Origin of the sequence: Bacillus luti (assembly GCF_001884105.1) — a bacterium.
GTDB classification, from domain to species: domain Bacteria; phylum Bacillota; class Bacilli; order Bacillales; family Bacillaceae_G; genus Bacillus_A; species Bacillus_A luti.
The window spans coordinates 247,320-272,216 of the sequence record NZ_MACI01000069.1; the positions used below are offsets into that span (position 1 = coordinate 247,320).

At 31.7% G+C, this 24,897-nt stretch carries 25 protein-coding genes, 1 pseudogene and 1 other annotated feature; of the genes and pseudogenes, 5 read left to right on the forward strand and 21 right to left on the reverse strand.

Annotation, left to right across the window (positions count from 1 at the left end; genetic code table 11):
* Positions 1-35: 35 nt before the first annotated feature.
* The 6 genes from BAQ48_RS17370 to BAQ48_RS17395 all read right to left on the reverse strand — a co-directional run bounded on the left by BAQ48_RS17370 (position 36) and on the right by BAQ48_RS17395 (position 3,890).
* Positions 36-302 carry a heterocycloanthracin/sonorensin family bacteriocin gene (locus tag BAQ48_RS17370; RefSeq protein WP_071712097.1) on the reverse strand — a complete coding sequence of 89 codons (267 nt, stop codon included), beginning with the start codon at positions 300-302 and terminating at the stop codon, positions 36-38.
* Between the two features lie 181 nt (positions 303-483).
* A complete protein-coding gene (locus BAQ48_RS17375; protein WP_071712098.1) occupies positions 484-930 on the reverse strand; it encodes an NUDIX domain-containing protein in 447 nt (148 codons plus the stop codon).
* Between the two features lie 25 nt (positions 931-955).
* On the reverse strand, positions 956-1,294 hold the full coding sequence (gene cutA / locus BAQ48_RS17380; protein ID WP_071712099.1) for a divalent cation tolerance protein CutA: 339 nt from the start codon (positions 1,292-1,294) through the stop codon (positions 956-958).
* A 30-nt stretch (positions 1,295-1,324) separates the two neighbouring features.
* Positions 1,325-1,783: a GNAT family N-acetyltransferase gene (locus BAQ48_RS17385; RefSeq protein WP_071712100.1), complete on the reverse strand. Its 459-nt coding sequence runs from the start codon at positions 1,781-1,783 to the stop codon at positions 1,325-1,327.
* A 76-nt stretch (positions 1,784-1,859) separates the two neighbouring features.
* Positions 1,860-2,783 carry a nucleoside hydrolase gene (locus tag BAQ48_RS17390; RefSeq protein WP_071712101.1) on the reverse strand — a complete coding sequence of 308 codons (924 nt, stop codon included), beginning with the start codon at positions 2,781-2,783 and terminating at the stop codon, positions 1,860-1,862.
* Positions 2,784-2,978: 195 nt separating this feature from the next.
* Entirely contained in the window at positions 2,979-3,890 is a 912-nt protein-coding gene (locus BAQ48_RS17395) for a DMT family transporter (RefSeq protein ID WP_071712102.1), read from the reverse strand.
* 151 nt (positions 3,891-4,041) lie between these two features.
* On the opposite strand from BAQ48_RS17395, the gene pdxR reads away from it, so the two are divergent.
* The gene (gene pdxR / locus BAQ48_RS17400; RefSeq protein WP_071712103.1) at positions 4,042-5,478 is read left to right on the forward strand and encodes a MocR-like pyridoxine biosynthesis transcription factor PdxR; all 1,437 of its coding nucleotides are present in this window, start codon (positions 4,042-4,044) and stop codon (positions 5,476-5,478) included.
* Positions 5,479-5,518: 40 nt separating this feature from the next.
* On the opposite strand, the gene BAQ48_RS17405 is transcribed toward pdxR, so the two are convergent.
* Complete coding sequence (locus BAQ48_RS17405; protein ID WP_071712104.1) at positions 5,519-6,049, reverse strand: DUF4269 domain-containing protein; 531 nt, start codon at positions 6,047-6,049, stop codon at positions 5,519-5,521.
* A 173-nt stretch (positions 6,050-6,222) separates the two neighbouring features.
* On the opposite strand from BAQ48_RS17405, the gene BAQ48_RS17410 reads away from it, so the two are divergent.
* Positions 6,223-6,684 carry a DUF2306 domain-containing protein gene (locus BAQ48_RS17410; protein WP_071712105.1) on the forward strand — a complete coding sequence of 154 codons (462 nt, stop codon included), beginning with the start codon at positions 6,223-6,225 and terminating at the stop codon, positions 6,682-6,684.
* 722 nt (positions 6,685-7,406) lie between these two features.
* The gene (locus BAQ48_RS17415; protein WP_116758532.1) at positions 7,407-8,123 is read left to right on the forward strand and encodes a hypothetical protein; all 717 of its coding nucleotides are present in this window, start codon (positions 7,407-7,409) and stop codon (positions 8,121-8,123) included.
* 65 nt (positions 8,124-8,188) lie between these two features.
* Here BAQ48_RS17415 and BAQ48_RS17420 read toward each other — a convergent pair whose 3' ends face one another.
* The 10 genes and pseudogenes from BAQ48_RS17420 to BAQ48_RS17465 all read right to left on the reverse strand — a co-directional run bounded on the left by BAQ48_RS17420 (position 8,189) and on the right by BAQ48_RS17465 (position 19,125).
* Positions 8,189-8,404, reverse strand: a complete 216-nt coding sequence (locus tag BAQ48_RS17420; RefSeq protein WP_001104089.1) for a hypothetical protein — start codon at positions 8,402-8,404, stop codon at positions 8,189-8,191.
* A 472-nt stretch (positions 8,405-8,876) separates the two neighbouring features.
* On the reverse strand, positions 8,877-9,683 hold the full coding sequence (locus BAQ48_RS17425; RefSeq protein ID WP_071712107.1) for a DegV family protein: 807 nt from the start codon (positions 9,681-9,683) through the stop codon (positions 8,877-8,879).
* Between the two features lie 199 nt (positions 9,684-9,882).
* On the reverse strand, positions 9,883-10,389 hold the full coding sequence (locus BAQ48_RS17430; RefSeq protein ID WP_071712108.1) for a DUF3189 family protein: 507 nt from the start codon (positions 10,387-10,389) through the stop codon (positions 9,883-9,885).
* 87 nt (positions 10,390-10,476) lie between these two features.
* Positions 10,477-11,108: pseudogene (locus BAQ48_RS17435) on the reverse strand (VanZ family protein).
* Positions 11,109-11,286: 178 nt separating this feature from the next.
* The gene (locus tag BAQ48_RS17440; RefSeq protein ID WP_071712110.1) at positions 11,287-12,312 is read right to left on the reverse strand and encodes a serine hydrolase domain-containing protein; all 1,026 of its coding nucleotides are present in this window, start codon (positions 12,310-12,312) and stop codon (positions 11,287-11,289) included.
* Between the two features lie 109 nt (positions 12,313-12,421).
* Entirely contained in the window at positions 12,422-13,660 is a 1,239-nt protein-coding gene (locus tag BAQ48_RS17445; RefSeq protein ID WP_071712111.1) for an MFS transporter, read from the reverse strand.
* Between the two features lie 65 nt (positions 13,661-13,725).
* Positions 13,726-13,983: a binding site (T-box leader), on the reverse strand.
* Between the two features lie 175 nt (positions 13,984-14,158).
* Positions 14,159-16,297, reverse strand: a complete 2,139-nt coding sequence (locus tag BAQ48_RS17450) for a penicillin-binding protein (RefSeq protein WP_071712112.1) — start codon at positions 16,295-16,297, stop codon at positions 14,159-14,161.
* A 305-nt stretch (positions 16,298-16,602) separates the two neighbouring features.
* Positions 16,603-17,202, reverse strand: a complete 600-nt coding sequence (locus BAQ48_RS17455; protein WP_071712113.1) for an undecaprenyl-diphosphatase — start codon at positions 17,200-17,202, stop codon at positions 16,603-16,605.
* A gap of 261 nt (positions 17,203-17,463) precedes the next feature.
* Positions 17,464-18,453, reverse strand: a complete 990-nt coding sequence (locus BAQ48_RS17460) for a zinc-binding dehydrogenase (RefSeq protein ID WP_071712114.1) — start codon at positions 18,451-18,453, stop codon at positions 17,464-17,466.
* 165 nt (positions 18,454-18,618) lie between these two features.
* Entirely contained in the window at positions 18,619-19,125 is a 507-nt protein-coding gene (locus BAQ48_RS17465) for a GrpB family protein (RefSeq protein WP_071712115.1), read from the reverse strand.
* A gap of 126 nt (positions 19,126-19,251) precedes the next feature.
* Between BAQ48_RS17465 and BAQ48_RS17470 the strand changes: the two genes are divergently transcribed.
* A complete protein-coding gene (locus BAQ48_RS17470) occupies positions 19,252-20,133 on the forward strand; it encodes a protein kinase domain-containing protein (protein WP_071712116.1) in 882 nt (293 codons plus the stop codon).
* A gap of 40 nt (positions 20,134-20,173) precedes the next feature.
* Positions 20,174-21,481: a sensor histidine kinase gene (locus tag BAQ48_RS17475; RefSeq protein WP_116758533.1), complete on the forward strand. Its 1,308-nt coding sequence runs from the start codon at positions 20,174-20,176 to the stop codon at positions 21,479-21,481.
* Between the two features lie 101 nt (positions 21,482-21,582).
* Here BAQ48_RS17475 and BAQ48_RS17480 read toward each other — a convergent pair whose 3' ends face one another.
* The 4 genes from BAQ48_RS17480 to BAQ48_RS17495 form a co-directional block, all read right to left on the reverse strand.
* Positions 21,583-21,690: a YjcZ family sporulation protein gene (locus BAQ48_RS17480; protein ID WP_000120182.1), complete on the reverse strand. Its 108-nt coding sequence runs from the start codon at positions 21,688-21,690 to the stop codon at positions 21,583-21,585.
* A gap of 134 nt (positions 21,691-21,824) precedes the next feature.
* Positions 21,825-22,625 carry an energy-coupling factor transporter transmembrane component T family protein gene (locus tag BAQ48_RS17485; protein WP_071712118.1) on the reverse strand — a complete coding sequence of 267 codons (801 nt, stop codon included), beginning with the start codon at positions 22,623-22,625 and terminating at the stop codon, positions 21,825-21,827.
* Positions 22,618-24,318 (reverse strand): ABC transporter ATP-binding protein, encoded by a 1,701-nt coding sequence (locus BAQ48_RS17490; protein ID WP_071712119.1) that lies wholly within the window; start codon positions 24,316-24,318, stop codon positions 22,618-22,620. Before BAQ48_RS17490 ends, BAQ48_RS17485 begins: the two co-directional genes overlap by 8 nt.
* Positions 24,319-24,328: 10 nt before the next feature.
* The gene (locus BAQ48_RS17495; protein WP_071712120.1) at positions 24,329-24,877 is read right to left on the reverse strand and encodes an ECF-type riboflavin transporter substrate-binding protein; all 549 of its coding nucleotides are present in this window, start codon (positions 24,875-24,877) and stop codon (positions 24,329-24,331) included.
* Positions 24,878-24,897 lie beyond the last annotated feature (20 nt).

The following is a 24,897-nucleotide window of genomic DNA, read 5'->3' on the forward strand; positions in this document are numbered from 1 at the left end:
CTTTCTTTCATATGAAATATTAGTGATTTATAAAATTAAATAACCCACCAGTTCCAGCAATTAAAACAGCTGAAACATCCAGCGCAACCTACACAACCGCCGCAACGTCCTGCACAACCACCGCATCTGCCTCCACATCCACCACAGCGTCCACCACAACCGCCACATCCACCGCAGCGACGTGCATCGTCCTGAATGTAGTAATATGGATATTGTTGTTGTTGTTGATCCCAATACACAACATTACCAGACTGATAATCATTAAGGTTTAATGATTGTAGTTCTTGTTGAAACTGATTCATTACGAAACCCTCCATTTGTTATATAAATTCCGTCCAAATATTAAAATTAATATAGAAACAAGGCTATAGACTAAATGCGTACATCAACAAAATATGAACTTACACTAGGTGATGTACCTTGTTTTACAGCCTATTTTCTTTATATCCTTTCAATGGACGAATTTACTATAAATAGAGTGATTTAAAAATTGCTAATCCAACAATTTAGTAGTTCATCACTTAATTTCCTTTCTAGTAATTCTTTAACTGAAGGCATTGGCATGATTTTATAAGTATTTAAAGATTCTTTACTATAATCTATCCAGTGGAATGCTAAATGAGATTCTCTAGACTTCGGTGTTAACTCAATATATAACTCTTGTGAATCTATTTCAAAAATGTGGTTAATTTCATGATGAAGTACTTCTTTATCTTTCCATTGGTTTTCTATGACCCCCAAAAACCGTTTTATACTACAATTTACTCCGAGTTCTTCTCGTAACTCTCTTATTAATGCATTCTCTGCTGATTCTCCGATTTCAACATGGCCACCAGGTAAAAAATAGTGATGTCCGATGTATTCAGCAACTAATAGTTTTTCATCTTTTATCACGACTGCTCGTACAATATGGTGGAATTTACTTTTCAATTTATATTCCTCCTAGGTATTCAATTTAAACTTGCTCAAAATAGTCATTTAGTATCGGTATAATATAAATCATAGGTGTTTCATACGGATGAATTTTATTAATAACTTCAAGAGCACCTTTTACAAGTTCACGTTTACACTTTATTTCAATTTTACATTCTTGCCCCTCGCATATTTGACCAATTTCCCCATTATAAGGTGATGCTCCCTCTAACGGTCTCCAGTACCCTTTTACTGAACTATAAGAAAGACAATGGTCATATCCTCCGGTTTTACAAGCACCAATTTTATTTAACGCATCCCTTAACATTTCAATGTATTCTTCAGGAATAAATACTTCGATTTTCACTTCAGTAAATTGCACAATTCATTTCACACCTTTACTACTTCATAGTTAAACGAATAAACGATATACTTCCTCACCATCATAATCATATCCTAATGTTTGAAAACCGTAATATTCATATAGTTTCTTTGCAGAAATATTATCTTTATGTACTGTTAATCTAATTTCTTTACACGCCTTAAATGTATTTTTTATTAAATCAATACTTTCTTGTAATGCTGCTTTTCCATAACCATTCCCTTGCCGTGTTTGATCAATGATAAATCCGTTAATCCAATACATATTTGATGTCTCTTTTACAACAGCATGCATAATAAAACCAACCATAAGATCACCATCGTATATGGCAAATGGTATGTATTCTACATTGTCGCCATCTGGTTTTATATATACTTTAGCAAGAGAAACTGCTACTGATGGAACAAAGTTTCTTTGCTCTTTTTTAACTTGTAAATTTAATGCATCTTCCCAATTCTCTCTCGTAACAACCTTTAAGTGGATATTCAATATTGTAAGCTCCTTTATAAAGAGAATGTATTTATATATTCAACGTAGTGAAATAATTCCCTTTTTCGACAACAGCTTATAACATGATTTTTATAAAATCTTGAATGAATTTTTGTTCATCTATTTCTAGTGCTATACGGGCCCCTTTAGATATTGAGCTAGGGCGAAAATCAGCAAATGTTTGTCCTTTCGTATCTCCGTAAGTATCTACATTCACTGTACGATGCACAAATTCAAAAAAACTTGGGTTAACTAATCCACTTATAGCAACCACATCATGTAGCAAAGGTCCTTCGATAGATGGATTAAGTTTTTGGTATGCGGATAAATAGTAATCATACATTGGTTTCATTATCGTATGGAATGGATTCTTTGAATTAGATTGGATATAGTTAAATACATTTGGTGTTAAAACGGCTTTGTTTGTTACATTTAAAGGAAATATTAATAAATTCTTTGCTTGCTGAAAAACAATTTTACTTGCAATAGGGTCTCCATACACGTTTGCCTCTGCTAATGACGTAACGTTTCCTACTTCTAAAAAAACACCACCCATGAAATAGATTCCTTTTACATTCAACATTAAATCATTCCATAAATTAAAAGCAATCGCTAACGAGGTAGATCTTCCTACATCGACAATTGTTAAATCTTTTCCGTACTTTACAAGAATTGAAGTAATACTACCAAAATTGTATATCGGGATAGACAATACACTTTTTGGCACATGAATAGGCCCTAATCCTTCTGGTCCATGAATTTCAGGATAGTATGTTGTAATTTTTTCTGTAAGCGGTTTTGTTGCACCGCTAATCACAGGAATGTCTTGTCTATTTGCTAACTGTAAAATATACGCTGCATTATGCGCAGTATGTATATGTTCAACATTTCCGTATCCAGTTACAATACCGACAATTTCAATTTCAGGATGCAGTAAACCATACATAATGGCAAACGAGTCATCAATACCTGGGTCTCCGAAAAATAGTACTTTTTCCAAAGAATATCTCCTTCCATATAGAAAATAGCAGATGATAATTATGTATATGTAAAAAAATAATTAAACTATACAATTTTATACAATGATTACTCGTAATCATTGTATAAATAAAAAGAACTAACATTATGTTAGTTCTTTCTCAAATAAGCAATTTATTTAAGAGTTCAATAAAATCTCTTGCAAATAGTAAACAAACTACCCTGCTGTATTGCAGTACTCTTCACTTTGCATTTCTTTCTTTAATGATACATGTGCAATTAAAACCCCGAGTATAGTAATTCCCCCGCCAATTATTGAAACAATAGTTGGCACTTCACCTAACCATACCCAAGCTATAAAGCACGCAGTTACTGGCGTTAAATATAGAGAACTTGTTGCTTCAGCAGCACCAGTACGAGATATGATATAGGCCAATGCAATATACGGCAGTACTGTTGGAAATAAGCCTAAATATATAACACTTACATTTACTTCAAGAGGAGCCGCTAGTATTTTTTGATAAATTCCTGGAGAAAAAATAAGCATACATACAGTACTGGACAAAATTGTATATACCGTAAATGGCAAGAAACCATACTTTTTTAAATACGATTTTTGGAAAACGAAAAATAAACTTTCCGAAACTGCTGCTAGTAATATAAATAGTCCTCCGCTATTTAATTGAATAGAATCCCCTTGACTTAAGGATATTAAAGCAATTCCGACAAAGCTAATTACACTACCGATCCAGCCATTTAATTTCATTTTTTCATTCAAGAACACCGAAGCAAGGATTGCTGTTACTATAGGAGTGACTGAAACAATTAAACTTGCAGATCCGGCATTTACAGTTTTTTCGCCGTAGTTTAATGCAATATGATAAAAAGTGAATCCTAAAGCGCCGAACATAAAAATTGCTGGGATATCCTTTAAATCCGGTATCCGTAACTTGTAAATAAAAGAAAACAACAGAAGTATAAATGAAGCGATTAATAAACGTAGTAAAGTAAGATGCTCAGGTGTATACGATTCAAGTCCCATACGAATTGCCGGAAAAGCAGTTCCCCATATAAGAATTGTAAAAGCGTGAGCATATATAATGCGTAAATCCCATTTTTTATTATGCATGTTGTCTCTCCCTTCCTAATAAACCAACCATTTTCAAATTACCAATTATTTCTTTTCATCATATTTAATAGTTGTTACAATGTCTTCAACCAGTTATTTATCGTAAAAACCAACCACTTAGCATTTTTAAAGTGAACGAGGGGGTTTTTTTATGACAACGAATAAAAAACTGCCTAAGTATCGGCAGATAGTAGACTATATGAAAGAAAAAATTGAAAATGGAGAATGGCCCATTGGAAGTAAGATTCCTAGTCAACGACAGCTAGCAAAATTATTTCATGTAAATCGGAGTACTGTAATAACTGCGCTAGATGAAATTATGGCGGATGGCTTAATTCAAGGACAAGTAGGAGCAGGAACAATTGTAACGAATAATACATGGTCATTGTTAGCGACAAATCCTCCGCCCGATTGGAGTGAATATGTAAAAGCTGGTATTCATAAACCAAGCAAATTAATGGTACGAGAAATAAATAAAGCAGAAGCAAATAAAAAACTTATACAGCTTAGTAAAGGCGAACTTTCACCTGATCTTTTCCCGATAGAAACTATGCAATCCATTATGAAAAACGTAAGCGAGGAATTAGATTATTTCGGATACGAGGAACAAAAAGGGCTGTACCCATTACGTGAAGCAATAAGTACATACGTAAAAACATTTGGAATACATGTATCGCCTCATTCTATATTAATCGTCTCTGGTGCACTACAAGCATTACAATTAATTTCAATTGGTCTTTTGCATAAAAAATCAACCGTTTTACTTGAACAACCTTCTTACTTATATTCACTCCATGTATTTCAATCAGCAAATATACACCTATCTGGTATATCAATGGATCATCACGGTATTTTACCTAGCGACTTATTAAAAAGAATTAAATATAGTCAAAAGCAAAATATTTTATATTCTATTCCTTGCTTTCAAAATCCTACAGGGATATTAATGTCTAAAGAGCGACGGAAAGAAATATTAAAAATATGCGAGAAAGAACAGTTACCTATCATTGAGGACGATATTTACCGTGAATTATGGATTGATGAACAACCACCAGCTCCATTAAAATCAATGGATAAACATGGACATGTATTATATATTGGCAGTCTTTCTAAAACACTAACCCCTGGACTTAGAATTGGATGGATTATCGGGCCAGAACCTGTAATTGATAGATTATCAGATATAAAAATGCAAACAGACTATGGATCGAGTTCATTATCTCAAAGAGTTGCTGCTGAATGGATAAATAAAGGGTTTTATGAAGAGCATGTTGCAAACGTAAGAATTCAATTAAAAGAACGAAGACAAATCATGATACAAGCTTTAAATAAGTATTGTGCAGATGTTGCAACGTGGGATATTCCTAGCGGCGGATTCTTTATATGGATAAAGATTGTACCTAACATTCCGATGAAGAAACTATTTTCAGAGGCACTATCAAAAGGTGTTCTTTTAAACCCGGGACGTATTTATGAAGAAGAATCAGATCAATGCATACGTTTATCATATGGATATGCTTCTCCAGAACAAATCACTAACGGGATTAAATTGTTGAGTGAATTAATCCGTATGTTAATGACACAATAAAAACTCCTCTTTTATCTATAGAGGAGTTTTTATGTATCTTTTACCACAACCGCATTTCCTGCCCTAACAAAATAAGTTCCTCATAAGGATCTCCGTCAATTTTTAATACTTGAGCAAAAGCCGGTTCTGTTTTTAAACCTTGTTCCTTTAAGTGCATTATTTTTTCTCTTATATGTGGATGCTGCATTAATAGCATGTGCTCTACGATCATATGTCTATATGCATTTTGGTTACGTACTGGCTTAGGCTGAGCAAATAATTCAAATTCAAAACCTTCAAATTCAAAGTTTACTTTTATCGATTCTGTAGTTTTAATTTTTTTCTTTTTTATTTTGAATCCTTTATAAGAACCGTATAAAGATCTCATTTCCTGTTCAAAAACATCAAAGTTATGTACTTCCATTACTATATCTAAGTCAGATCGAAGAGTATCAATTCTAATAGGAATTGTCCCACAAAGAACCGGACTATACAAAGTTAAATCCTCCATGATGTTTAGTTTATCCAAAACATCATACACTTTTTGTTGCTTCTCATTCCCAGATTGTAAATATGTAATAGATGTAAACATGGAAGTCTCTCCTTCTTTTCACGTAATACGTGTCTCGCTAAGTTCAAGAAAAATTTGTCCGTTTATATTTGTTCTAGGAGTACCTTTATTTCAATATATTAAGGCGAATAAACAATGCGTTTCAACTTTTCTCCTATACTGCAATACTATAAAAATAAAAAGGAGGAATTATTATGAGCATTTTCAACGTTCTTTTAACCATCCACATATTATTTGGAACAATATGTTTAATAACCGGTATTGTAGCGATGGTTGCTCAAAAGAAGAAAGGAAAACATACAGAATGGGGTGAAATATATCATGCATCCTATGTTGTTATCACCGTTACTGCAATTATATTATCCATTATAAACTGGGAAAAAATCGCATATTTATTTTATGTAGCAATTTTCTCTTATTCATTTGCGATTTATGGTTACCTTGCAAGAAAAAAGCGTTGGAAAAATTGGCTCCACCATCATATTAGAGGTATGTTAGGCTCTTATATTGGTGCTGTTACTGCACTTTTAGTAAACATCGGCATTCATATTCCCATTATAAATTTACTTCCACCAATATGGTTTTGGTTTTTACCAACCTTAATTGGCATCCCCCTTGTAGCCAGTGTATCAAAAAAATATAAAAAACGTAGTTGAAATTAATTACATTTTGATTAATTTCAGATTATTATTATGAAAAGTTATACTCAATGTAATATTTTATAAAGAAATTCAATACTAGATTGATTTAAGTTATACATTTAGTGCTAAATGAAAAAGAACCCAATGATTAAATTGGATTCTTTTTCATATTTTATTAAATTTCGTTTCTTTTACACTTATTCCTTGTACATAACGAGCAACATTTGAAGTTTTATATTCTAAGTTATCTATAAGTAATTTTTGATAATTCATCAATTGTCTCCTTCCATACAGAGATTTGTACTCCTTCATTGAAAACACCCTTTTAAATACCTTTATATGACAGGTTGTAATATGAAAGAATTAAAAATGATATAACGTTGTCGGAATGAAAAAAGTGGTATATAATAAATATTAACATTACTAGTAATTATTTTAGGTATTCCTAGAATAAAGGAGCGATACATATGAAAATTACTATTTATTTCGGAAGTCATGAAGATCAAGATGTTCGTACTATGGACTGTCATTTAGATGTAGAAGATACAGAAGAAATTGTTTCTGTATCATAATATAAATAGTAGGGATGGACCCTCTTCCCTACAACGTTTAAGGCACCTTTTATAGGTGTCTTTTTTGTTGTTTTTTCGTCAAAAACCCTTTACTTTAGAGCGTTTTAATAGTAAAATATAAATATACGAACAAACGTTCTTTTTATTTTAATTGTACATGAAGGGATGATTTTTACAATGGCTCAAGCAAAGCGCAGAGGAAGAAAAAAGCAAACACCTATTATTTCAAATACAGGCTTTATCGGCTCTGTCTTTATTGATACATTGGAGTTACAAAAGAAATCCTATTACTTCGCTCGTAAAAAACTCCAAATCGTTCATCATGTTTTAGATGGCCTCTCCGGGGCAACAAGTTCTCTATTTAAAGAACATAATATTTCAGCATATATGTCATGTGTGTATTTACATAAACAAAAGAAAATCGGCTTTGTTCTTTCAACGAAACCATTTGAACAAAGTGACGGTGTTGCTTATTTTGTAAATTATTTAATCGAAAAGAATTTTTACGGTAATCATGACGAAGACGTAGAATATCAAGAAGTATTTAATACAGGTTTTATCGGTGTAGTATTCGCTGATTTATGTAGTATAGATCGTTTTAATTTCGAGTTTGAAATGGGTATGTTAACGAAATTAATGAAAGATATGATTATTCCAGTTAAAGAACTCTTTTTACGCCACAATGTACCGGCCTATATCTCCACCTCGCATTTAAAGGAACAAAACAAATTAGGTTTCGTTCTATCTGTAAAACCATATGATGAACGTGCAGAGGCAGATTTATATTTTGAAGCGTATTTAAAAGAACGCGGGTTATTTATTGGTGATGAAGAAGATGATATTGACAAGATTGTTATTAGAAAAACCGCTGAATTACGATAGATAAGCGCAGAAAAATAAGACTGTCAAAGTAAAACCCCAGAAATCCAACGGTCTCTGGGGTTTTATTATATATTTAGCTCTTTTTGCTTTTTGGTTTGTTTATGTCTATAAAGTAATTTACGAGATGTTAGAGAAATCAGTAATAAAATCAGTATTAGTACTAAAATTTGTATAAATGATAAATCAAAATATTTAGCACCTGTAACAATTAAAAGAGTAGAAATCGTACCTTTTACAATGAAAAAAATAATAATCCATAATCCGCCTTTTTTCCAGTTCATTTTTATTTTATCCCTTCCTGCGTTTAAATTCATAAAAAGTCCGTGATAGTTCTTGAAAGTGACACCCTAACGGGATTCTATTACACTAATAAAAAAGTAAAATTTTTTCACAAAAATAATGTCCAATTAAATGTGACGATTTCATATTAAATGAAAATGATATTCATTGTCAAATTTAGAGAGCGTTTTTAATTAGTCTTTTTTAATATTTTACTATCATTTTATATGAAGATGACATGAGTTTCGAAAAAGTATCTAATATAGGATGAATCTGCTACAGAGATTAAATAATAGAAATGGGTCCTACTACTTCACTAGTAAAAATGCTACATCTTATATTACGTATATCTTTAATTTTTTGTTGTATTCCAGGAATTCCTGCTATTAAACCGACTTAAAGAGAATAACGTAAAATTGTCTTCGATTTCATTAAATTAAATAAAAAACCCGCGAATTATTCACGGGTTTTACTTTAATAACTAATCGCTATTGTTCCTTCACCCGCATGAACAGCAAATGAAATTGGTAATGGATATAATTTGAAATCCATTTCAGGGAATGATTGTCTAATATCTGAAATCCATTCTTCCGCTCCATCTTTATCGTTGGCATGGAACATATGAAGTACTTTAGGTAACTCTTTTTCCAGTTCACTTTTAATGTAATCTCTACATTTTTGGATTTTACGAACTTTCTTTTCAAGTAAAAGTTCTCCACTTTTCACTTCTAGTATTAAGTTGACACTTAATAAACTTCCAAGTAAAAATTGTACCCCTTTTACACGACCACTTGCATATAAACCTTTTAAGCTCTTTGGAAATACATAAAAAGGTCTTCTTTTTTCATCTACTAATGTTTTGTGTATATCTTGTAAAGTCATACCATCATTGTATAACGATTTCGCTTTTCTAATTAGTTCATCCATTGGATAACTTGTCGATTCACTATCTAACACAGTTAAAGGGAACCCTGCCATTTCTGCAGCAAGTTTCATATTTTGATAAGTTCCACTTACTTTCCCGCTAATAGCAACTGCAAATCCTTCTTCATATTCTTCTTTACATTTCGTAAATAACTCTACCATTTCCCCAATGTTAGGTTGTGATGTAGTGACAGTTTTACCTTCGTTTAACGCAGCATAGACGCGTTCACGTACACCTTCTTCACAATCTTTGTACGACACTCCATCAATAATAACTTCAATTGGTACAACAAAGTTATCTCCTTCTGTTATAAAACTCGCAGTTGTACTATCAGTAATCCAAGCAACACGCTTCATGTTGTTCCTCCCTTAATTCAATTCCTCTTTTCTAATTTTTCTATATATTTATGTTATGAAAAGAGAATATCCCTGTAATAGTAACAGGACTTTATAGTTTTGGCTATAGTAGATGAATATTAAATGTGAATATTTTTTGTCTATTTCACAAATAAAAAAGAAAATCAAGGAATTTGCTCGATTTTCTTCTTATCATATACTATTTAAAAGTTTCATTATCTAAAATTACAACATAATCATTCGTTAATCGTCCAGCTTCTTTTGTATAACTAACGAGCCGTTGTATGTTATCGCAGCAAATTTTCGCTCCCCATACGAGTAAAGGTACGCCGATAAAATCGATATGAAACCTTCTAGAAAATAGCCCGCCAAAAGTCATTGGTAAAGGCACTGTTGGTGATGTATTAGAAAAAACAATCTTTTCATGGCTTTGATAATGTTTTTGCAAAATCTCACCTAAATGCTTCATCGCAGGTACAACAACTTTTGATGCACCACATCCAATCGTATATACAGGGTGACCATTTTCGTCTATCCCATGAAAAATAATCTTCCCCATATCTTCGGTTTTCAATTTATTGAAGTAATCTACATTTAAAATTTCTTCTTTCGTTAACTTACGATCCGTTGGTAATTTATTTAAATGATAGGCTGCAGCAAGTGAAGTTGTATGTGTGCCGCCGAAGTCTGTGTAAATGTATATCATATTATCATCCCTTGTTGTAAAAGTTCAATGTTAATTAGTATTACCGTTCACAGTGTTGTTAAACACGGGATGAACTTATTTTAAATTTTATTTATCAATAAATTTCACATTTTAGCATTATTTTTCTCTAGCACTTGAATGTTAAATTTAGTAACTAACTTTAAAAAAACTTTATACATATAATATCCAAAAATAGAGCCTAGTACGTTGCATATTACATCATCAATATCTGTAATACGTCCCCATCCACTAAATAAAGACTCAAGTAATTGTAATAATTCAATACTAACTGATATAGCAAATCCTAATAAAATAGTGTTTTTGATCTTTTTATATGTATCCCATATAATTGGTGCTAAAAATCCTAGAGGCATTAATAATAAAATATTGCCTCCTACATTCCTTACGATTAGAGCAATCATGAATAAAGAATCCCCACCATAAGCACTTCCAATTTGATTGATATCTTTAATAATTGATTCAAAAGGGATAACATTAGCTGAACGACTAAGATTTAAAGCACTAGAAGGAAAACCTATTGGTAAAGGAAATAAGGTTACGGCAACAACCATACAAATATATACTGCGAATAGACAACAAATAAATTCTGTCCACCAATTTACACGTTCTTTACTTATTACTCCAATTAATATAATTCGTACTATCAAATAACAGATAATCCCTAAAATGATACACACACTTCCGTTGATCATATGCAAACTGTTAACACACCCCTTCATATTATTATTTTTATATTACTGAAAAAACTTTAATCTGTAAATTTGATTAATTAAATGTTTTTATGTTTGTAAATTTGGATTTTATTATCTTTAATTTTCATGATAGAAAACCATCATTTTGTAAATAAAATGATGGTTTTTAAAAGTATTTGTACAATTAAAAAGCTTGTTCTATTTCTCCCATTATTTTTTCAGGTCCCGCTCCTTTATTCGAAGGAATAACTAATGTAATTCCCAAATCTGGATATACAGCAGAGCGAAAACTGACGCCTGGATCATAGCCCATCACATGATATTTAAAAACATTGTTTTGTCTAGTTTCAATCCATATTCCGTAACCATAAAACTGATTATTTTTCACTTGAATGTGAGGTTTTAAAAGTAACTCTGTATATTCTTTGCTTATTACTTCATAGTTAAATAATGCTTCCCATAACCTCAGCATGTCTGGCGCAGTAATAAAAGCACCACCATCAGAACCTCCTTTTATTGGTATAGAGTATGCATTTGTTCTCCATGTTTGTTTATTTACATCTTTTATATATCCGAGAGCTGTGTGTCTTGGTAATCTATCTAAAGAGAAATAGCCAGAATCATTCATACCTATTGGAATGAATATGTTCTTTTCTATATATTCCGTGAAAGTGAGACCTGTTTGTTCTTCTATAATTAATCCAAGTATGATAAACCCTGCATTATTATAGTGAAACTTACTTCCTGGTGCAAACATCATATTACTATTTTGGAATAATGATAAAAAGTCTCGTAAACTTTTTAAAAGATACATTGGAGTTTGTTTCCAAAGGTCCTCAAAGTTCTCCATGATACTTTCATCAAAATAATCTGGAATACCCGAACTATGCGTTAAAAGATGATGTACTGTAATATTTTCATTGAAGTTTGGAAATTCAATACTTAAACAATCCTTTAACTTTGTATGAAAAGTAATCACATCTCTTTCAACAAGTTGGCAGATGCCAATAGCAGTGAAAATTTTACACCCTGAGGCAATTCCGAATCTTGTTTGTAGTGTATTATTTATACATTCACTTTTGTTTGCGTAACCAAATGCTTTTTCATAGACTAATTCTTTTTCTTTTTTTATTAAAACTACTCCAGAGAAATCTATTTTCTTATGAATATCTTTTATAATTTTATCCACTTCATTTTTTATTTTTATCACGACAACCACCCTTATCTTTGATATTGTTCTTTCCCCTTATTATTTTTCCATATAAAGGGGAAAGAACCTTCTTATTGAATACGATAAATTGTTAATGAGAACACAAAATTCATTTCGAATTTATTGATTCAGTAGAATACACCTTAGATTGTGATGGTAATAAAGTAAACACACACAATATGATAGTAATAAATAACATTATTAATGATCCTACAATAACTACAAGTTGTATAGAAATAGCTTGAGTTGCAACGCCGAACAAAATCGTTGCAACAATAGTTATTACCGCGATTAATAGCCCATATATACTTCCAATCCGTCCCATCATATGAACAGGAACGTTATTTTGGTAAAAGGTATAAAACCCTGTATTTGCATATGCCATAGCGAAAGATAAAATAAAAAATCCGATAGCAGCTATTAAAAACTCATTTGAAAAAGCATAAAATAAATAACCGATTGCAATGAATAATGATCCTATTCCAATTAAAAATGAAGGTGCTATTTTTTTTGATAAAATTGTATTTGTAATGGCACCTAATATATAGCCTGCTCCAGCTATACTAACTAAAAAACCATATTCACTATCTGTTAATAGTAATACCTCTTTTGCAAACGATAGTTCAAGTGAATCAGTAGCGGTTGCTAATACGATTATGCATTGAAATAAGAAGTAGATATATACGACATACACATGTTTTCTACTAAAGTTTATAACAGCCCTCCAATCTTTTCTTAATACAGTAAGGGATAATGTGTTACTAGTCGTATCCAAATCTTCTTTCTTATCAAGGTTAGGCAGTAGCAGTGTAATGGCTCCTGATATAAGAAAGGCAGTAGCATTTATATAAATAGCAAACTCTGGTGTACTCGCAAATAATAGTACCCCCGCTACCGCCGGACCAATTAAAAATGCACCAGATCCTATTAAGGTACGCAGTGAGTTAAAACGTTGTCTTTGCTCTACTGGTATTAATTTCGTCATATATGTCATAGCAGTCGGTTCAAAAATCGCACTAGCCATGCTTATAACAAATACTAAGGAATAAACACTCCAAAGGGATGGAACTAATGGTAAAATGGCGATTAATATTGCACGAAATATATCAAGGTGAATCATTAATTTTCGTTTATTTAAACGATCAATCATACTTCCTGACCAAGCGTTTGTGAATAGAGCGGCTACTGGTTTTATTACATATAAAATTGCAACAGCTAAGGCTGATCCACCCATATTATAGACAAGTATATTCAGTGCTATTAAGTAAATCCATGCACCTAAATTCGCAATGCCAACTCCGGATAGTAGTAATAAAGGATATTTCCAATCTTTAAGTACGTATTTCATTTCAGGCCCCCGCTTTCCAAATGGTTTTAAAGCAATAAAAAAATCTCACCCCCAAGACTTTTAGTCTTAGGGACGAGATTTATCATCGCGGTGCCACCCTAGTTTATTAATATGTCGCCATATTAACCTTATCAGGTACTGCATTGTTTTCATGCTTATACCTTATCTCTATAACGGGAGCTCCCGTCACACCACCCCCTAATAAAAGGTTCCGATGCGCTGCTCAGAGGCTTGGTTCAATAAAGAATTTTTGCTCCTTTTCAGCTAAATGGAGCTCTCTGTGAAAAATTCATTTTATTTACTCTTCTCTTCACTGCATTTGATTTTTTCCATATTATCACAGTTCTATATAACTGTAAATAAAGAATAATCTGTCAATTGGAATTATGTCAACATTACTGTTCTTGTTTATTATTTTTTCTAAAAATTACGGTGCGTGAAATTACTTGTACTGTTAAAAAAGAGCCTACTGTATCTAGGCCCTTCAAAGTGTCGGAATTAATTTGTATTCGCATCTGCTAACGGTTGCAGTGGGGGTTCTAATTCTATTTTTAATGCATCGCCTTCTTGTATAACTTGTCCCTTTTCAATACTTTGATTCGTTACATAACCCGTACCTGAAGTTTTCAAATCTAATTTTAATAGTTTAGAGAAATACATAACATCACGCATTGACCAACCTTGTAAATTTGGCATTTTTGCATTATTCCCTAATAAGAATAAACGATCCCCTTCGCTCATCACTTCACCAGACTGTGGATATTGCTTTATTATCTTACCTTCTCCTAAAATTACTGGCTGAAGTTTCTTTTTTTCTACACTGTTCTCAACTGTATCCATCGTTTGGTTAACATAATTTTGTACTTTTATTTGAGATTGTTTCGTTGTGTCTGCCATTTGTTTGTCAGTATATGGTTTCACCTTTAAATATTCGAGACTATTTTTCATAACTGGTTTAAAGATTTCAGCAAGAGGCTGAGCTCCATACTCGTCACCCTTTAATTTCGGTTGTTTAATAGCTAAATATACAATTATCTCGGGGTCATCAATCGGAGCCATTCCTAAAAATGAAAAAATATAATTTTCTTTACCTTCCATATATCGTCCATTTTCAGGATTCGGAATTTGAGCTGTTCCTGTTTTACCACCAATCGGATAACCATCTACTTTATACATTGTACCAGTTCCTTTTGAAGATATAATAACACGCTCCATTAAGTTTCTTACCTTCTCTGCTGTTTCTTTTTTTATCGGACTCCCAATTTCTTTCGGTTTATTTTCCATAATAACTTGTTTGTTTGTTGGATTTACAACTTTGTCGACAATATATGGTTTCATCATTTTCCCGTCATTCGCTATTGCGGTAGCTGCTTGGATTAATTGAATAGGCGTTACAGTAGAACCTTGGCCGAAAGAAGTAGTAACTTGTTGAATTTGTGTGTTTAATAATAAAGTATTTTTACTTTCACCAGGTAAATCTATTCCGGTTTTTTGATTAAATCCAAACTTATTCATATATTGCTTAAATTTATCTGGTTTCAGTAACTGATCTTCTAAAATAGAAAAAGCTACATTTGATGATCTTTCAAAACCTTCATCAAATGTAATAGATCCCCACCCAAATCCACCATTATGATCTTTTATATCAGATGAACCAACAGAATATTTACCTGATTGAAAATATTCTTTTCCGTTATATACACCTTCATTAATGGCAGCAGCAAGCGTAAACACTTTCATTGTTGAACCTGGTTCATATGCGTTTGCAATTGGATCATTTAAAAAATACTCTATATCACCTTTATTAGGATTAAAACTAGGCTTGCTAGACATCCCTAAAACTTTCCCTGTCTTTGGATCTGCAATGATTCCTATTAACATAGAAGGATCATAGTGCTCTTGTGCTTTGTTCATCGCTTCTTCTAAAAATCCATTAATTTGTTTATCAAGTGTAAGATATACATTATTTCCATTTTTAGCAGTCTCTATTTTTCTAATATCATTTGTAAGCGGAATACCTTTTTGTGAACCTACATATTCTATATTCCCGTTTGTAGAGCGTAAATATTTATCCAAACTTTTTTCAAGTCCAAATTTCCCTTCTGTATTTCCTTTATCGTCAGGTCTAGCAAATCCGAGTATATAGGATGCAAAATCTTCATTTGTATATACTCTTGCTTTTTCTGTCCTAAAAGAAACCCCCGGTATTTTCAGTTTTTTTATTTCATCCTTCATTTCTCTAGATAAATTCCGGCCAATTTTTCCGATTTCAACTTGAGTACGTCCCTCATGAAAGTTTTTTATTATTTCTTCTTTATCAATTTCAAGCGCATCAGCTAATCTCCCTGCAGTTTCATCTTTATTTATTACTTTATCTTTTCCTTTTAAATTCACAACAACACGGTACGTTGTGGAATCTTGAACTAGCACCTTTCCAGTTTGATCATAAATTGTGCCACGATTCGCTTCTAAAACACCATTTTTATTGTGTTGTTCATTCGCAAGATCTTTTACATCAACATTTTGTATGACCCCTACTGCTTGAATGTAAAAAAAACGTAAAAGCATAGTAAGAAACAAAATAATAAAAACAATCATCATATACCTTGCGCCTTTATTTGTTTGAAGTTTATGCATACTTTTCTCCTTTCTTTTTTAATTGATCAATGCAAAGATGCGCTTTAAAATATGTAGTTTTTGCTTTCGATAATATATGTTTCGAAGTTTTCTTTTTAATTCCTTTAAAACAATGTAAAACTAGTTTTTGTTATTTTCGCTTTTGATTTATTTAAATTTTTAGAATACAGTACGTGAAATTTAAGGATATTCATTCTTTTTAACCTTGCTGCAGTATATTCAATCTTGTCTACAATAAAAAAAATCCCCTTCTGAATCTTCAAAGGGAATTTTTCACCAAACCTATAAATCGTTAGTTATAAAATTTAAGCTACATGGTTATATTTCTCTAAAAAAGGAATTCGTTTCGCAACGAGTGCATACATTTTGAAAACAAGTTTTGCGATTGGTTTAAATATACGTTTTTTCTGCAACAATAAACTACTTGTTATAATTGTTATTACAGCTGCACCGATTACATCTAAAGGAAAATGAACACCTACATACAACCGTGATATACAAACTAAAACCGCCCATACAAGTGCAATATATCTTAACTTTTCTCCTCTAAGAATAAATATGAATGCGATCGATAATACAAGTACAGAATGATCACTTACAAATGATGAGTTTTCTGCATGAGGTACTAGTTGATTTACATCATGTGATACAAAAGGACGTGGATGATAATATACTACATGTATAATAACATTTACTAGTAACGCAATTATTACTGAAAGTGTCGTATATAACACTGTATATTGTTTCCTTATCGCATTCTCTTTCTTGCCGTTATGAAACCATAAAATAAACATGAATAGAATAGCCACATATGCAGCGCTATTTGTAATAGCAACCATTACCTTATCTAAGAGCATAGATGTGCCCGCTAAATTATTTATCCATTGAAATACTGTGTAATTCACATTACTCTCTCCTTATAATTTCTTGTTTTACTTGAAATAAAGATACAAGTTTACTTGATTTACACAGTATACAACATTTACACACATTTAAATTTCCACTTTATTTATTTTACTATTTTTCATTTGACAATTATGTAACTATTTACATGTATTAAAGATATATAGAGTTGAAAAACCTTTTAATTTAAACGATCCACAAACTATAAGTGTATATATTACATAACATATCCATATAAAAACATTAGTTATTAAATCATATTTTTATTCCATACGTAGAGCAATATTCCCAAACTGTTCTCCCAGTTCCATACGTCTTAACGCTTGAATTGCTACTTCTAACGAATAAATTTTATCCATAATTGGTTTAATCTTATATTTCTCTATAAATTTAATCATTTCATTAAATTCCTCACGGCTCCCCATAGATGTTCCCATAATGTCTATTTGATTATAAAATACCGCTCGTAAAGGCAATTCTATTTTATCTCCTGAGCTTGCACCAAAATTAACAATTCTCCCATTCGGTTTCAATACATCAAAATATTTCAAAAATGTTGCCGGACCTATACTATCGATTATTAAATCTACTTTCTCTCCTTGTAAACTCTCTTCCCAATTTCCAGAACTATTAAAAGAAATGTCTGCACCATATTTTTCTGCGATCTCTCTTTTTCTATCTATCCTTGAAGTTACAATTACCTTGGCTCCGATTGCTTTAGCAAATAACATGGCAAAGGTTGCTACGCCACCACCGATTCCTGGAATTAGAACATGCTCCCCACACTTCAATCTACCCTTTGTAAAAAGTGCTCTATATGCAGTTAATGCTGATAAAGATAAAACACCAGCCTCTTCCCAAGTAAGGTATGATGGCTTTTCCACTACATTTTCAACTGGTACAATAACATATTCGGCAAACGTTCCATCTTTCGGTCCACCTAATACTTCGGGTAGCTCTGGAACTTCAGCAGTATGGTCCCATCCAATACTAGGATTTATAATAACCTCGGTATGTAGTGTACTATTTGAAACTCCTTCTCCTATTTCTGTAACAATTCCTGAGCCATCTGATCCTATTACTAATGGTATATCCATTTCTTTTCTATTGTTTATAATAAATAAATCCCTATGATTTAACCCTGCAGCTTTTAATTTTACTTTTACTTCACCAGCATTAGGACTTATCTCAGATGAAAATTTATATTTTAATCCCTCTAATCCTTTTTTATTTTGATGTACAATAGCTTTCATTATTTAATTCCCCCTTAATATTTTCAATGTACTAGAAATATCAAAATAAATGAAATTTTCCGCCTCCAATAATTAAAAAAATGTATTTGGTTATTATAAAAAATCCCCTCCCTATAATAAGTATAGGAAGCGATTTCAAAACTAGTTAGATAAGAATCTGTAAATTTATTGAGTTCTAGCCAATTCTAATATATTTCGAATAAACGGCGCTTTTGCATGGGTATACGACACACGATCAAAAGGGTATGTAGCTGCAAGTCTATCTTTTAATTCTCTATATTCTTTACGTGCCCATTCATTTTTTGTTAGAAAGTCTCGAAATAAAAGATTGTTTTTCCATTCGTCACTATTATAAATATAAACATGCAAATGATGTGTACCAGCTCTCCATTTTCCCTTTCTAAAAAAACGCCAATTAGGTGATTCTTTTGGAACATACTCATAACCAATTTTCGATAGGGATTCAATCCACTTTTCAGAAATATGTAAATCTGTTACGCCAATCATCATATCGATAAGTGGTTTCGCCCCTAACCCTTCTACCGATGTGCTACCTATATGTTCAATAGCAATACATTCTTCTCCCAATAAAAAAATGAATTTATCTTTTTCTTTTAAGTATTCTTCATGCCAGCTTTTTTGATATGGTTTAATAACAATTTGTTGTTCCAATTTTTTGCCCCCTTTTAAGCATTTATTATTATATTTATAAAACTTCATGCAATTTGCATAGGAGTTTAACAAAATATGTCGAATATTGAACTATACAACTTTATTATAATAAATGCGAGGTAAATTATGAAAGATATTCCAGTTGAAATTCAGTTAAATCATGTAACTTTCCAATTAAAAGAACGTCATAATTTTGATTGGCTTATAAAATTAGGGACCGTATTTGCAGTTTTTGACCAACAAGATTCAGGTAATCTTTCTTTTGGTGTGGAAAAAGATGGTCATAAGAAATTCATTAAATATGCTGGGGCACAAACCATTGCATATGAAGGAACAACAAATGATGCTATTGAAAGGTTAAAAAATTCAGTTACTATTTATGAAGAGTTAAAGTATGACTCGCTTATTAGATTAATTGAACATTTTCCAGTTCAATCTGGATATGTATTAATTTTCGATTGGTTTGATGGTGAATGTCTACATTCGCATTGGAGTTTCCCACCTACTGAGAAATATAAAAATCCAAACTCTCCTTTTTTAAAATTTAAGCATTTATCTGTTAAGGAACGAATTCAATCCTTAAATTCCATTTTTTCTTTCCATACATATGTAGAAAAGAAAAATTATGTAGCGATAGATTTTTATGATGGCAGTATTTTATATAATTTCAGTACAAATGAGACAAAAATTTGTGATATTGATTTATATTCTAAAAAACCATATATAAATAAAATGGGACGATTATGGGGTTCCTCTCGTTTTATGGCTCCTGAGGAATTTGAGCTTAATGCAATGATTGATGAGAAGACAAACGTATTTAATATGGGGGCGATGGCATTCGCACTTTTAGGCGGTGGAAAAGATCGCGCTTTTATAAAATGGGACGCAAGTAAAGGATTATATGAGGTAGCATATCGTGCTGTAAATGAAAGCCGTGTAGAACGGTATGCATCAGTTAATGAGTTTTATGAAGCATGGTTAAATGTATCTGATACTGCAAAAATATAACTACATATTTTTAAACTAATATATAGTTTATACTATTATCATGTATAATACAGATGAAATAGAAATTCAGAATAACGAGGCAAATATTATGAACTTTGTTTATATTAATCAAAACGTATTAAATAATCTTCTATACATTTTAAGTAGTATATTTGTTTTTTATTTTATATATGATAGTGGGCGTTATTTAAAGAAATATAGAAAACTACTTATTACCGTTTGTACGACTATCCCTCTTATTTTATGTATGCGTTATCCTATCTATATGGATGAAAATTGTATTCATGATTTAAGGCAAATTCCTGTTTTAATAGGTACACTTTATGGTGGATTCCCTGTTGGTATCATATTGTTTACTATTTTATTAATTACAAGATTTGCATTTTACGGATTTAACATGTTAACTGTCATTGTTTACGGCACAATGTTCATTATTACAGCTTTTGCATCTGCAAAATTTAATACATATAATAGAAAAGTTAAAGTAGCTTCTGCTATGTTTTTAACTTTTTTCCTAGCAATATTTACAACTGTGATTGTATTAACTTTATCAGACTTTGAAGTGAATAATTTGTATATTATTTATTTCATAATATTACCAACTACTTTGATGCTATTTATTGTTTATTTTAATGAAGTATTAAAAGATGCAGTATTTATGCGGTCGAAGTTAATTAAGATGGAAAAAATGGAGATTGTTAGCCAACTCGCAGCTAGTATATCTCACGAGGTAAGAAATCCCTTAACTGTCGTAAAAGGATTTACTCAACTTTTAAAAACACCAAATTTAACTCCAGAATCAAGAGACAAATATATTGAACATATATTGGAAGAGTTAAATCGAGCCCAGGTAATTATTGATGATTATTTAACGTTTGCCAAACCCGCATCAGAAAAGCTAGATCATATTTCAGTAGAACAAGAGTTAAATCGAGTTATTAATATGATATTGCCATTATGTAATATGAATACAATACATATTATAAAAAACTTCTCAGAGGCAACAATTGTTGGCAATAAACAACATTTTCAACAATGTGTTTTAAACTTAATAAAAAATGCGATTGAAGCCATGCCTGATGGTGGTACCTTAAATATTTCCTCTTCTATTCATAACAATAAAGTTATAATACGAATTGAGGATAGCGGAGTTGGAATGTCACAAGAGCAAATAAATCGATTTGGTGAACCGTATTTTAGTACGAAAACGAAAGGTACAGGTTTAGGTACCATGGTTGCTGTTAAGATCATCGAAACGATGCAAGGTTCTTTAAAAATTCGAAGCGTTATTACGAAAGGTACAACATTGATAATCACTTTTCCAAAATATAATAAGAACCTATCTTAAAACAAATAAAAAAGGAGCTAGTATGCTCCTTTTTTATTTGTTTCGATACATAAGTATCTACTATGTTTTTTTCGTTTACATTATTGGAGACTAATTAAAAATTAGTATCCTCCGCCCCAACAGCTGCATCCAACAATAATTAATAAAATAAACAACACAACTAATAAAGCGAAACCTCCACCAAAACCACAAGAACCACCGTAACTCATATTTTCTCCTCCTTTTGGTTTGAAAACTAATAGGTAGTTGATCATTTTAACTGGTTCGTATTATACATTATGTAAATATCCCTTTTTTGAGCATGTCTGCATAAAATAAGTAAAAGCACTCCTATTAGAGTGCTTTAAAATGGATACCAAAAATCTTGAAATACATGTAATTTTAAATAAACTGCAAAAATCAAAATGAATATCCCTACAAGCAAAGCAATAAAATCCCAGGCGTTTGCTTTTCTTGTATAGAACCACGTACGTTTATCCTTCTTGCCAAATCCTCTTAAATCCATTGCATTTGAAACTGTATCAATTCTGTCTAGCGAATGAATAATTAGAGGCCAGAAAATTAAAATACGATTTTTCATGCGCGTCCATAAACTTGCTTCTCCTTTTTCAAAAGCTATTCCTCTTGATTCTTGAGCATGTTTAATAATTCGATATTCGGATTGAATATCAGGTATATAACGTAATGCGATATTTATTGCATATGTAATTTTATAATGAATGCCAAGTTTATTTAAGCTACTTACAAATTCACTTGGATCTGTCGTATAAATAAAGAGAAGTGTAAAAGGTAATAACGTAAAATACTTTAATGAAAGCGTAGCTGTATAAAATAATGTTTCATATGTAATTGTCGCATAACCAATATGTAAAAACGAAGTATATGATCCAGTTAATTCAGATCCATGGGTTGGCGTAATTAATAAAATCATGACAGAGTTTAATAAACTAAATGTAAAAATAACACTAAAAACAATTAAAATTTTACGAAGCGGAATTTTAGCAAGCGAAAGTCCAATACACCCAATAAAACATAAAATTAACAATATACGAAAATCAAAAAACAAAAAGGTAAGTGTCATACAAAAAATAAATAAAAACAATTTTACTGCTCCATCCATACGATGAAAATATGTACTATGCACCTTCCTCACTCCTATTATCACAGAAATAAAGCTCTATAAATTTTTTTGGACAGGAAACTCCGCTAAATGTAACAAGCTTGAATAAAGAACTCTCTCTTAAGTTAGCCCTTTGTAGTATCTCTTGATCTCCTAATACAGTGGATACAGTATTATCAGCAATTATTTCTCCTTCATGTAGTACTATCGCTCGGTCTGCATATTCTAACGCTAGATTCATATCGTGCGTGATAAAAATAAATGAGATTCCTTTTTTAGCTAGGTTTCTAATAAACGACATGAACTGTTTATAATGATAATAATCTTGTCCAGCCGTCGGTTCATCTAATATGATGAGTTTTGGATTTGTTGTTAATACAGTTGCAATAGTTAATCTCTTCTTTTGTCCGTAGCTTAATGCCTGAATTGGCCAATTACGAAATGGATATAAACCACAAATTTTTAACGCTTCTTCAGCTCTATTCTTAATTTCTTCCTTTGAAAATTTTTTTATTTTTAATGTAAATACAACTTCTTCTAAAACAGTCGGTTGCGTAATCATGTGATTTGGATTTTGCATTACATAACATATACTCTCCCCACGTTTACGAATAGACCAAGAATTAATAGTTACTCCATCTAACAAAATTTCTCCACCTTTTATTTTGTTTATTCCAATAAGGCTATTGGCTAATGTAGATTTCCCAGCTCCATTCTGGCCCAAAAGTGTTGCAATTTCTCCTTCATATATTGAAAAATTAACATTTTTTAATACGCTTTGATTATTAGGATACGCAAATGACAAATTTTTCACTTTAAACACTTCTTTATTTTTAGTAGTATCCATTACAAAAGTTTGCTTTTTCACCCACTCTTTTATAATGCCACTAATCCTTTCCTTTTGAAGATTTTCAAGTGGATATAGTAAGCCACTTTTACTATCGTAATGTAATTTCTTTAATGCTTCGATGTAAATAGGCTCTCTTAAGCCGATACGCGGTAATATATGTGACGCTAAAATCTCTTCTGGTGTTCCTATCGCGACAACTTCACCTTCATCAATCAAAATAATTTTATCTAAATCCAAATTTAAAATTTCTTCTATTCGATGTTCAATAATTACAATTGTTTTCTTATATTGCCTATGTATATCTTTAATCAGTTCAATCGTATGTAAGCTGCTTAGCGGATCTAAGTTTGCTAACGGTTCATCGAACAATAATATATCCGCATTTGTTGTTAGCAGACCTGCTAGAGAAACAGTTTGCTTTTGGCCTCCTGATAATTCATGTGGACTTTGTTTATGAGTACTATGCATCTTTACCTTTCTTAATGAATCCGAAACGATCTTTTTCATATCATCTTGATGTACACATTCATTTTCTAAATAAAATGCTACATCTTCTTCTACTGTCAAACCAATAAATTGAGCGTCTTGATCTTGCAAAATTGTTCCTACATGTTTACTCTGTTCAAAAATACTGCCTTTCCTCGGATCTTTACCAGCAATTGAAATGTTTCCTGTACTAATCCCTTCATATGAAAATGGGATTAGCCCATTAATACAATGAGCTAATGTTGATTTTCCTGAACCGCTTCGTCCAGCAATTAATACTTTTTCCCCAGGATATATATGAAAAGTAATGTCTTTTAATGTGGGCTGTGCAGCATGCCCGTATTGAAAGGTAAATTGTTCGAAAGAAATAATCGGTCGCATATTAACATCCCTACTTTTCAATTTTTAAATGTGTATGTTTCTTATTTGATTTAGCTAAGCCAATTGTAATTGGTAATCCAAGAACTAAAAATACAAGAACATCAGATATAGTCGCTCCTAGTACTTGTATAACAATTTTGTCAAACGGTTCTCCCATCACAACAATATCGAAGGCTCCAGCAAATATAATAGCAATGACAATACCAATTAACCCAGTAATGGCTAAATAAGAAATATCTCCCTTATTATATGTCCCGTTTTTCACACTAAAGCCAACTCTTTTTTGAATGAGCCCCATTGCAAAGCCGATAATGCCTGAACTAATAACCCATCCCCACCAAATACCGAATCCGGCGATTGTATCTGTTACGGTATGACCAATTAGTCCTATTAACAGTCCAGCAACGGGACCAAATAAAGCTCCAAAAACAGTTAAAATGGCTAATCCAGGTTTAATAAATGTATTCGGTGCAATAGTGAATCCCCAAAGTCCTAATATGCCATATAAGGCAGCTCCAATCCCAATTGCTACTACTAACTTTGTCGTTAATTTATTCATTACAATTCCCCTCTCATATT

Excerpts from the sequence above, each read along its gene's own strand:
- BAQ48_RS17460 (WP_071712114.1), bottom strand. The coding sequence starts at position 18,453 with ATGAAAGCTATTGTACATCAAAATAAAAAAGGATTAGAGGGATTAAAA.
- BAQ48_RS17490 (WP_071712119.1), bottom strand. The coding sequence starts at position 24,318 with ATGCGACCGATTATTTCTTTCGAACAATTTACCTTTCAATACGGGCAT.
- BAQ48_RS17370 (WP_071712097.1), bottom strand. The coding sequence starts at position 302 with ATGAATCAGTTTCAACAAGAACTACAATCATTAAACCTTAATGATTAT.
- BAQ48_RS17430 (WP_071712108.1), bottom strand. The coding sequence starts at position 10,389 with ATGATATACATTTACACAGACTTCGGCGGCACACATACAACTTCACTT.
- BAQ48_RS17420 (WP_001104089.1), bottom strand. The coding sequence starts at position 8,404 with ATGAACTGGAAAAAAGGCGGATTATGGATTATTATTTTTTTCATTGTA.
- BAQ48_RS17495 (WP_071712120.1), bottom strand. The coding sequence starts at position 24,877 with ATGAATAAATTAACGACAAAGTTAGTAGTAGCAATTGGGATTGGAGCT.
- BAQ48_RS17480 (WP_000120182.1), bottom strand. The coding sequence starts at position 21,690 with ATGAGTTACGGTGGTTCTTGTGGTTTTGGTGGAGGTTTCGCTTTATTA.
- BAQ48_RS17425 (WP_071712107.1), bottom strand. The coding sequence starts at position 9,683 with ATGAAGCGTGTTGCTTGGATTACTGATAGTACAACTGCGAGTTTTATA.
- pdxR (WP_071712103.1), top strand. The coding sequence starts at position 4,042 with ATGACAACGAATAAAAAACTGCCTAAGTATCGGCAGATAGTAGACTAT.
- BAQ48_RS17470 (WP_071712116.1), top strand. The coding sequence starts at position 19,252 with ATGAAAGATATTCCAGTTGAAATTCAGTTAAATCATGTAACTTTCCAA.
- BAQ48_RS17450 (WP_071712112.1), bottom strand. The coding sequence starts at position 16,297 with ATGCATAAACTTCAAACAAATAAAGGCGCAAGGTATATGATGATTGTT.
- BAQ48_RS17415 (WP_116758532.1), top strand. The coding sequence starts at position 7,407 with ATGATTTTTACAATGGCTCAAGCAAAGCGCAGAGGAAGAAAAAAGCAA.
- BAQ48_RS17410 (WP_071712105.1), top strand. The coding sequence starts at position 6,223 with ATGAGCATTTTCAACGTTCTTTTAACCATCCACATATTATTTGGAACA.
- BAQ48_RS17475 (WP_116758533.1), top strand. The coding sequence starts at position 20,174 with ATGTATAATACAGATGAAATAGAAATTCAGAATAACGAGGCAAATATT.
- BAQ48_RS17445 (WP_071712111.1), bottom strand. The coding sequence starts at position 13,660 with ATGAAATACGTACTTAAAGATTGGAAATATCCTTTATTACTACTATCC.
- BAQ48_RS17405 (WP_071712104.1), bottom strand. The coding sequence starts at position 6,049 with ATGTTTACATCTATTACATATTTACAATCTGGGAATGAGAAGCAACAA.
- BAQ48_RS17395 (WP_071712102.1), bottom strand. The coding sequence starts at position 3,890 with ATGCATAATAAAAAATGGGATTTACGCATTATATATGCTCACGCTTTT.